This is a genomic window from Pseudomonas sp. NPDC098747 (genome assembly GCF_044760045.1).
In the GTDB taxonomy this organism is placed as follows: domain Bacteria; phylum Pseudomonadota; class Gammaproteobacteria; order Pseudomonadales; family Pseudomonadaceae; genus Aquipseudomonas.
The window spans coordinates 1-7027 of the sequence record NZ_JBIWAL010000107.1; the positions used below are offsets into that span (position 1 = coordinate 1).

A 7027-nucleotide genomic window follows, 5' to 3' on the forward strand; every position below is an offset into this window, starting at 1 on the left:
CCGTTGTTGCCGGGGCCGTTGAAGCAGGCGGATGCGGATAAGGCTGGGCAGTTGCTGGTGCCGGCGCAGCGGCAGGCGTTGATGCAGAAGAAGCCTATTTGTGCGGTGTGTGAAGCCGCGAAAATAGCGGCACAGAAGGGAGAAAATTAAATGATAGTTCTGCCACCACTTCCGGATGATCTGCCTTGGAAAACCCCTGCTTACTTGCTGCTGGACGGTGTCAGCGTGCCCAATTTGGCACAACATATCTACCAGTGGGACAACCAGGCTTACAGTCTTTACCAGAAAACGCGCTGGCAAGAGCTGGGAGATATCTCACCCTATTTGATCGCTCTCAAAGGCGCCAATGATCCTCTATTGGCGCACTTTCACGAGCATGCGGTACTCGAATGGGGATATTTACTGTTCAGTGATGCCGATGCTCACAACCTTTGGAGCCACTGGCGCCATTTGCTTACTGTAGAGCACCCAAGTGGCGTGGAAGTCATGCCACGCATTGCAGATCCGGCAGTCATGAACCAGCTGTTCGGGCTAGCAGCAGAGACCGGCAGCGCTCGCTGGTTTGGGCCGTTTTCACACGCCTGCTTGCCGGACGGCGTAGAACTCAAATGGCATCAACACAGCCGACCGGATCCCGCCAACGCCAAACCCGACATCTATCGTTTGACGGACTCAGAACTCACAGCGTTAGGGGAAGTAGAGTTTCGTAATTTCGTCTCGGGGTTGAACGAGCACCTGCAAACTTTTTTTCCAGACTTTATGTCATCCTTGGCAGAGCCTGAGCGTCGTAAGTATGCGCAAAAAATTGCAGATGATGCCTATCAGCAAGGCTTTGCTTCTGAACAGGAAATAACCCTTTACGCGAATGTTTTCGGGTATTTGGCTGGTGAGCACATGACTGACCACCCCGATATATTTCACCTGTTGACGGAGTCAACACCAGAGGCGCCATTGAAGCGTTTGGAGCGTGCGGCCGAACTGGCTGAGCACCGTGCCACTGATCGACAAGGAAGCCTATCGTGACTGCCCAACAACCGCCAAAACCCAGCCCTAATACCGCCGCGATGGCCATGAGTGCGAAGGACACCCGCGTACCCATGGGGGAGTGCCAATTGGCGAAGAAAAAAGTGCAGTTATTGCCGTTGCGTTTTGGACTGGTTGAATACCTCGACCCGAAGGCTGAACTGGCCATGCCATTTCAGACGAAAAGCCAGCCGCTGGGCATCCGGCTGTTACGCGACGGCTACTTGTACATAATCGACGGCACTACTGGTGACCTGCACGAATACCGCGTTGAAAAAGGCCAAATCACCAAGCTTTTGTGGAACAGTCAGGAAGTATCTGACGACACCCGAACCAATTCCGTTGGTGAGCCGCACTTGGTTTTTCCTCGCAATCATGCGTTGTACGCCAGTTACTCGGAAATCCAATGGACAGCTTTCAAATGCTCACAAGTGCTCAAATCCAAGGATGAGCGAAAGCGCTTGATGCAGCCCATCGAATTAGCGAGTGCCTGCCCTGAGAAGGGAGGCGAAAGCCTGCTGAGCAAACTGCAGGCCAAGGAATGGTTGGCCGAGGTGGCTGAGACCGAAACCCGAGCCAAGGCGTTGCCTGAAGGTGCCGACTCAGAAGAGAGCAAACCCTACAATTGGGAATATCAGCCGCTGTTCCAAAATACGGCGATAGAAACACTGACCAGCAAGGTACAGGGCCCGTACAAGGATGATTATCTGTTCCTGGTGCTGCGCGACGATATTGGTGTCATGCGAGATCTTGCCAGCGCACAGTTGAAAGTAGCTGACTGGATGGAAAAATGGAGTGCCGACGATAAGTGCCAAACGCAGTACCTTACCGGATCCTACATTCAGTCGTTGTATGATGTTAATGCCTCACGACTGACTGCCCTCAGCGGCACAGATTCAGACGTCAAAGCATTGAAAGACGAAACTAACGAGCAACAACAATCAAAAATTTATGAGTATCTAAAAGTTCGTCGCGACCATCGTGCCCCTGGTGTATACGGTGACGAAACTCAGTGGCGAAAAGCTGCTCTGGCCAATCCTTACGCGAAAGCGTTTGTCGATATGACCGATTCCATGGGACAGCCGCTTTATAGCAAGCACCAAAGCACAATCAATACTCTAAGCCTTCAAACTTGGGAGGCCCTGCATGGCAAGGATCTTGGCCAGCGCGGTATTGAACACTTAGTCAACCGGGAGGAAATGGAAACATTTGTTACCCACCAGCAAATTCTCCTCTCACATTGGAACAAGCGACTAGAAAAAATACGCGAAGATCGCTTGACTCTGTTCACTGGCGGACTCTTCCACCGGGCCGCGTGGTATTACGACTTCCATCTCGATGCCCAAATCGAGCACCGTTTGAAAACCGAATTCGTCTGTGTGGCAGCCATGTGCCCAGATAGAAAAGCACTTGAAAAGCTCGCCACCTATTTAGAAGCGAATCTGCTAACTGTCGTACCTGGGCTCGACACTTTGGGGCTGATAGATCAAATAGATATCGCCAAAAAACTCGTTGATTTGAGCAACTTAGCAATTGGTATTTTGTCAGCAAAGGAGAATTTGGCAAATGCCGATGCGCTGGGCAATCAATTCAGTAGTTTGATCTCGGCGCGCCTACCCAATTACGCAAAATTGAGTACTCAATTCGCCGGTTTGCAAAGCATGCTAAGTGAGGCGTACAACCCGGCAACCCAACTAAAGGCCGCAGATCAGTTAGAAAAAGCGCATGACGCATTCAGAAGAATGCAGAATATTGACCCAAACACCTATATACGCGGTATCGGAAGCCCCGCGCGATTGCAGTTGCTACGCGAATTTTCTACTAAAGGACTGACTTTACGAGCAGCAACCGCCACTGAGATTGCTACTTACAATCAAGTCAGCGCACAATCTTTGAGCTTGCGTGGTCAGCTGAGCGCTGCATATAAACTGCGCAATCGTGAACTGATGCTGCAATCCTCCGGTTCGGCCCCAGCTGGCAGTGAGGTTGCTTACCAACAGCGAATTGCCCAACTAAAACTACAACTGATACCTCTGGAAGAAAAGCTAAGTGGTGCCCTAACCGTGGGGAGTAACAGCCCCGCACAAATTGGCACAGTCGTCGATGGTTTAGATCCGCAATTGCGTGCAGAAATGAACAGGACGGTTAGTGATTTTCGATCAACGGGAACTTTTAACAAACCTTTTAGCGGCGCCTTAAAGTCGAAGGGGGACTTACTCGCTTTTGGGTTGTTCATCATTCAAGGACAGAAATTCATCGAGGCAGTGAGTACTTTACTTAAAAAAGATAAAGGTTCCTTGTCAGCGAGCGATGCTTGGTATTTTACTGACGCATTCGTTGGTATCGCTGGCGCCGGATTTGCCACAGTACAGGGGCTTTCAGTCACAATTTTCCAAGCTCACATTGAGGAAATGGCAAGTACGGCCGGTAAGCTAAACACCATGACTCGACTAGGTCGGTGGACTGGTATTGCGGGCATCGGTGCTTTCGGTTTTAGTGTGTTATCTGCTTCACTCGATTTACGTAAACACTCTATGCAGTGGACGAAAGCACTCGCTCAAGGTGATTCCAAAGGGCTGGGTGCCTCAACACTACAAATTAGTGGCGACGCAATATTGATCGGCGCGGGTACATGGGGAGCCAAGCATACTGGCTCCATTGTTAAAACCGTAATAAAAACACCGACTGAAATGCGTGTATTCGCTTGGGCAGAAGCGAGCCCAGAACTGGTGTCAATTGGCGCACGCGCCAATTTGATTGGATTAATCGGTACCGCCCTGCAGTTGGTTGGCGAAGGACTTTATAATTATTTCAACTTGGACGAACTACAGAAGTGGATGCAATCCAGTGCATGGGGAAACCAGACAAAGCAGCGTAGTGCCCAAGAGGAGTGGAGCGAGTTGGCAAAGGTAGTGCAAAAACCTACTTGCGAACTCATCCGCGATGAAAAACAGACTTATTTGAAACTTATCCTCCCGGGGGTCAGCACGAAAGAGATGGACAGCCGTCAATTGCAGCTACTTGCGTACCAGCAAAAACGTGATACTCCAATGCGAGGGGGATATAATCCAAATCTCCCGCCACTACGCTGGCAAGAAAGTACTGCCACTTGGGCCACAAGATTTATGGTCGCCAGCAAAGGAAATGAAGCGCTGACGCTCAAACTCCCGATCAGTGACTCCTTGCAAACTTCCGATTTTGCGTTAGCCTTCAATATTGGCTATCAATTAGAAGCGGAGCGCGACTTGATACATCGTACTTGCTTCTTATTAAAGGATTTAAGAATAACCACAAGCCATGGAGTACGAATTCCTACTAAGGGCGAGTACAAACTCGATCCTGTTGACACCTTGCCGATCGGGTTGGGAAAAGGACCATTTAAGATGTTCAAAAAAGACGACTTGGCGACCATCGATGTTTAAAAAACTTTACAAGCGCAGAGGCAAACGTTCAGAAATAGTAGTTCCACCGGATATCCAGAGTCAGCGGCCCTGTGCGGGCGAGATTCGTGCAAAGGGTTTGAACGAGACCTTGTTTTTATCCCCACTACCTGTATACACCGGACAAGCACAGGGTTCGAGTCGTAATTTTTCCAACGTGAATGACACGTTCCTTGAAATAGGTGGCAGCAACTGGGGAATGGTTGAGCAAGGAAAAATACTCGCCGCGGCTATTTGGATGGCACTTTTTACGGCCTTCATAATGCCTAGCCTAGTAATCCTTGCCGGCGTGATTTTTTACCCTGAAAATTTTCCTGACCCTCTTGGAGATTTACTGACCTTTTTAAAGGTCACGACTAGTGTTTCTCTCCTATTCGCTATACCAATAGGGGCGTACTTATATGGAATGTTTTCCGACGTGATTTTTTCTCCAAAAAATTACCCAGTGCGCTTCAATCGTCAACGTCGTGAGGTTTGCTACGTAGACAATAAAACTGATCAGGTTCTGGTGGTGCCATGGGAAGGCGTGGTTGCTTGGGTTGCAAATGCTCAAGGCATCACCAGCTATGGTGCTACACGCCAATACACCTTCGGCATGGGTCTTGAGGACGCCGAACAAGACAAAGTACAGTTTCTTCTTCTCCCACAACCCAGTGACGCGCATGCACTAGGGATGTGGACATCAATCCGAAACTACATGGAAGACGGGCAGATAGTAGATGCGCCGAATCCAATGTTAACTGCGTTGGGACTTACTCCGACTGGTGATCGCCTAAAATCTTATGAAGGGTTGCACACATTTGAAGTCGAGCGCGATGACGCTCGATGGATGAGCAACTCGAACGACGAAGGAGCCAATCTTACGGACAAAGAACGTGAGCATTATGGCTACCCCAAGCGCACACCATGGCCATTACGTCGTTGGTACATTTGGCGCGTGTTGAGCTTCTGGAAAATGCCTTACATACTGGCCGAGTGGAGTTACTGGAAGGGACGTCGCGCTCTGCCAGAAAAAGTAGAGAGTTGGTCACAACCCTTGCCTAAAGAGCAATGGGCAAAACCAAGCCCGGCACTGATAAAAGCCAATCAGCTGGTAAAAAACGCAATGGATAAGAAAGGCGCAACGTTTGTTGATGCATGCAAGGCTGCCGGTTTGCTCTAAAAAATAATTGGCAAATAATTAGACCGGTTTATTCTTAATTGAAAAATAAAACATGTCAGAACTCATTGCTTTTATAACTCGAAAGACCAAGGCTCCTTGGGCGATTATATCAAGCGATACTCTGATCCTGGAAACATGATCCGCCCTTGGTAAAGATGGAGCTGGTCAGTGAGCAGCCGTCGCTGGACCTCGAAACCCTGCTGCACAAACCGGCCTTCCTGCAACTGTCGCCCGACGGCAGCGGCATCCATGGTCAGATCTACCGCGCCGCGCAAGGCGACTCAGGCAAACGCCTGACCCGTTATTCGGTGACCCTGCGCCCGCAACTGTCGTACCTGGCGCATCGCGTCAACCAGCGCATCTTCCAGAACCTCACGGTGCCGAAAATCATCGGCATGGTCCTCGAAGAGCACGGCATCCAAAGCAACGCCTACGAATTCAAGACCGGGTCGATCTACCCCGAGCGCATCTATTGCGTGCAATACGACGAATCCGACCTGCACTTCATCCAGCGCCTGTGCGAAGAAGAAGGGATTCACTACCACTTCCAGCACAGCGCCACGGCGCACAAACTCGTCTTCGGCGATGACCAGACGGTGTTCCCGAAACTCAAGCCTGTGGCCTATCAGCAAGACTCCGGCATGGTCGCCAGCGACCCGGTGATCAAGCGCTTCGACCTGCGCCTGGAAACCCGCACCAGCCGCACCACTCGCCGCGATTACGACTTCGAAAAACCGCGCCTGACGCTGGAAAGCGAAAAGCGCGGCGACGCCGTGCCCGACCTCGAAGACTACGACTACCCGGGTCGCTTCATCGATCGCGAACGCGGCAAACACCTGGCCAACCGCGCCCTCGAACGCCACCGCAGCGACTTCCAGCTCGCCGAAGGCAAAAGCGATCAACCGTTGCTGGTCAGCGGCCATTTCCTCGCCCTGACCCAACACCCGAAAGCCAAATGGAACGACCTCTGGCTGCTGACCGAAATCCTCCACGAAGGCAAACAGCCACAAGTGCTGGAAGAGTCAGTGACCAGCGACACCACCGCGCTGAAAGACGACTTCCATCAGGGCTACCGCAACCGCTTCCAGGCCACGCCGTGGGACGTACCGAACCGCCCGCCCCTGCGCCACCCGAAACCGCGCATCCTCGGCAGCCAGAGCGCCGTGGTCATCGGCCCCAAAGGTGAAGAAATCCACTGCGACCAGTACGGGCGCGTCAAAGTCCAGTTCCATTGGGACCGCGAAGGCCAGGCCGATGACAAAACCAGTTGCTGGTTGCGTGTCTCTTCCGCCTGGGCCGGCGCCCAGTACGGCGGCATCGCCATCCCGCGCATCGGCATGGAAGTGCTGGTGACCTTCCTCGAAGGCGACCCCGACCAGCCGCTGATCAGCGGCTGCCTCTA

3 protein-coding genes and 1 pseudogene are annotated in these 7027 nt (G+C 51.7%); all 4 read left to right on the forward strand.

All coding sequences use genetic code 11. The annotated features are described in order from the left end of the window. Window positions 1-150: 150 nt before the first annotated feature. Complete coding sequence (locus ACIQVE_RS28880; protein ID WP_402815268.1) at window positions 151-1023, forward strand: DUF4123 domain-containing protein; 873 nt, start codon at window positions 151-153, stop codon at window positions 1021-1023. After that, the gene (locus tag ACIQVE_RS28885; protein WP_402815270.1) at window positions 1020-4445 is read left to right on the forward strand and encodes a toxin VasX; all 3426 of its coding nucleotides are present in this window, start codon (window positions 1020-1022) and stop codon (window positions 4443-4445) included. The genes ACIQVE_RS28880 and ACIQVE_RS28885 overlap by 4 nt, the downstream gene beginning before the upstream one ends. Continuing rightward, complete coding sequence (locus ACIQVE_RS28890; protein WP_402815272.1) at window positions 4438-5625, forward strand: DUF6708 domain-containing protein; 1188 nt, start codon at window positions 4438-4440, stop codon at window positions 5623-5625. The genes ACIQVE_RS28885 and ACIQVE_RS28890 overlap by 8 nt, the downstream gene beginning before the upstream one ends. A 155-nt stretch (window positions 5626-5780) precedes the next feature. Then, a pseudogene (gene tssI, locus ACIQVE_RS28895) lies at window positions 5781-7027 on the forward strand (type VI secretion system tip protein TssI/VgrG); the annotation flags it as partial.